Below are 1,940 nucleotides of genomic sequence, written 5' to 3'. Positions count from 1 at the left end.
GGTTGTCCCAGGGGGTGAACTGCATGGCGCGCTCCTGAAAGTGAAAACTTGCTCGCACTGTAGATTCGTCCCCCCGCAGGAATCATGCAAGTTGTGCCCTTGGGCGGGCGCGATTCGCAGGAAAGCTGCAAAATCAACCGCATGGAAACGGAAATCCAGCTGGATGCGATCGATCGGCGCATTCTTCGGGCGCTGCAGGCCGATGGCCGGATCACCTATGACGTGCTGGCCGCGCAGGTCAGCCTGTCGCCGTCGGCCACCTTGCGGCGCGTGAAGCGGCTGGAGGAATCGGGCGTGATCGCCGGCTACGTGGCGCTGGTGCCGGCCGAGCGCGTGGGGCTCGGGCTCACGGCCTACCTGAACGTGCGGCTCGAGAAGCACTCCGAGGTGCACAAGCGCAACCCGATGGACCTGTTCCGCGCCGCGGTGCAGACCTGGCCCGAGGTGGTGGAGTGTGTCGCGCTGACCGGCGAGATGGACTACCTGCTGCGCGTGGTCGTGCAGGACATGGCGCACTACTCGCGCTTCGTGATGGAGACGCTGCTGAAGCACCCGAGCGTCGAAGACTGCAAGACCAGCTTCGTGATGGACCGGGTGAAGAACACCACCGCGGTACCACTGTAGCGGCGCCCGGCTGCACGCCTCAGTAATCGAGGTTCTGCAGCATCGCCTGCGTCGCGGCGGTCGACATGTTCAGCAGCTGGGCGATGTCGGCCACGTCGTCGGGGATCGCGGCGTTGTCCCAGCCGTGCGCGGTGTGCCGAGCGAGGCGGATCGCCAGCACGACGTTCTGCACCGTCGGATGCTCGGCATGCCGGTCGTCGGAGATGCGGATCAGCAGGTCGGGYAGCGTCCAGGCCTTCATCAGCGCCTGCTGCAGGTCGAACAGCTCGACGTTCAGCGTGCGGTGCTGGATCGCGTTGGAGCGCAGCGTCGGGTCGGCCGCCTGCGCGCGCTGGATGGTCAGCGCCAGGTCGGGCGCATGCACCCACAGCAGCATCTCGGCGAAGTCGTGCAGCAGCGCGGCTTCGTGGATCAGCGCGGCGTCGTGGTCCTGGCGGTGGATCGCGAAGGCCAGCGCGAAGCGGGAGGCGCGGTGCGCACGCCGCAGCACGTCGTTCAGGCCGGCCAGCGCTTCCGGCCGGCCGGCCAGCGCGTCCTCGATGGTGGGCTGCAGGCCGAACGCGCCGAAGAACGGCGAGATGCCCATCAGCACGACCGCGGCGGTGACGGTCTCGACGTCGGTGACGAGCCGCGCCGGGCGGTGCGTGGCTGCGTAGGCCAGCACCTTCAGCGTCATCAGCGGGTCGTCGGCGACCATCTCGCCGATCAGGTTGGCGTCGACGTCGTCCTCGTTCGCGCGCATCGCCTCCAGCGCATCGGAGGTGTTCGCGAGGACGGGGATCTCGCGGTCGCGAAAGTGCTGCACCCAGGCGGCGAGGTCGGGCAAGGCATGGGACAGCGGCTGATGGCCGGCAGGGCGCGGTGCGGTCTCGATGCTCACGTCACGGTGTCAGGAAAAGTGTTACCGCGAGTATCGACCTCTTTGCGCCGCACTTGAGGAAAACCTCACACGGCCGCACGGGGTGCCTCACCGCCCGCCGAGCTTCGCCTTCACGTCCATGCCGAGCTTCTTGTTGACGAACTGCAGCGTCGCGACCTTCGAGAGATCGACCTCGCCCGCCTTGTACAGCCCGGCCTTCACCATCTGCGCGTAGAAGTCGTGGATGCGCTCGGTGCTCATCGCGCCGACGCCGTTGCGCAGCGCCTCGCCCGAGTCGACGATGCCCTGCTGCTTCATCAGCGCGACCGAGGCCTCGATCTCCGCCTCGGTCATCTCCGGGTTCTCCTTGATCATCATCGCGTTGGCCGCCTTGCGGTCGCCGTACAGGTAGTTGACCCAGCCGAGGATCGACGCGTCGACGAAGCGCTGCACCAGC

The 1,940-nt window shown here is 67.3% G+C and carries 2 protein-coding genes and 1 pseudogene; 1 reads left to right on the top strand and 2 read right to left on the bottom strand.

Annotation, left to right across the window (positions count from 1 at the left end; translation table 11 throughout):
- Positions 1–141 precede the first annotated feature (141 nt).
- Positions 142–624 carry an Lrp/AsnC family transcriptional regulator gene (locus AC1D12_RS32120; RefSeq protein ID WP_047500874.1) on the top strand — a complete coding sequence of 161 codons (483 nt, stop codon included), beginning with the start codon at positions 142–144 and terminating at the stop codon, positions 622–624.
- A 19-nt stretch (positions 625–643) separates the two neighbouring features.
- On the opposite strand, the gene AC1D12_RS32115 is transcribed toward AC1D12_RS32120, so the two are convergent.
- Both AC1D12_RS32115 and AC1D12_RS32110 read right to left on the bottom strand, forming a co-directional pair.
- Positions 644–1,504 carry an HDOD domain-containing protein gene (locus AC1D12_RS32115; RefSeq protein WP_477826189.1) on the bottom strand — a complete coding sequence of 287 codons (861 nt, stop codon included), beginning with the start codon at positions 1,502–1,504 and terminating at the stop codon, positions 644–646.
- 87 nt (positions 1,505–1,591) lie between these two features.
- Positions 1,592–1,940: pseudogene (locus AC1D12_RS32110) on the bottom strand (ABC transporter substrate-binding protein); the annotation flags it as partial.

The organism is Rhizobacter sp. P1_G5, assembly GCF_056405435.1.
This window is presented reverse-complemented; position numbering and strand designations above follow the sequence as displayed.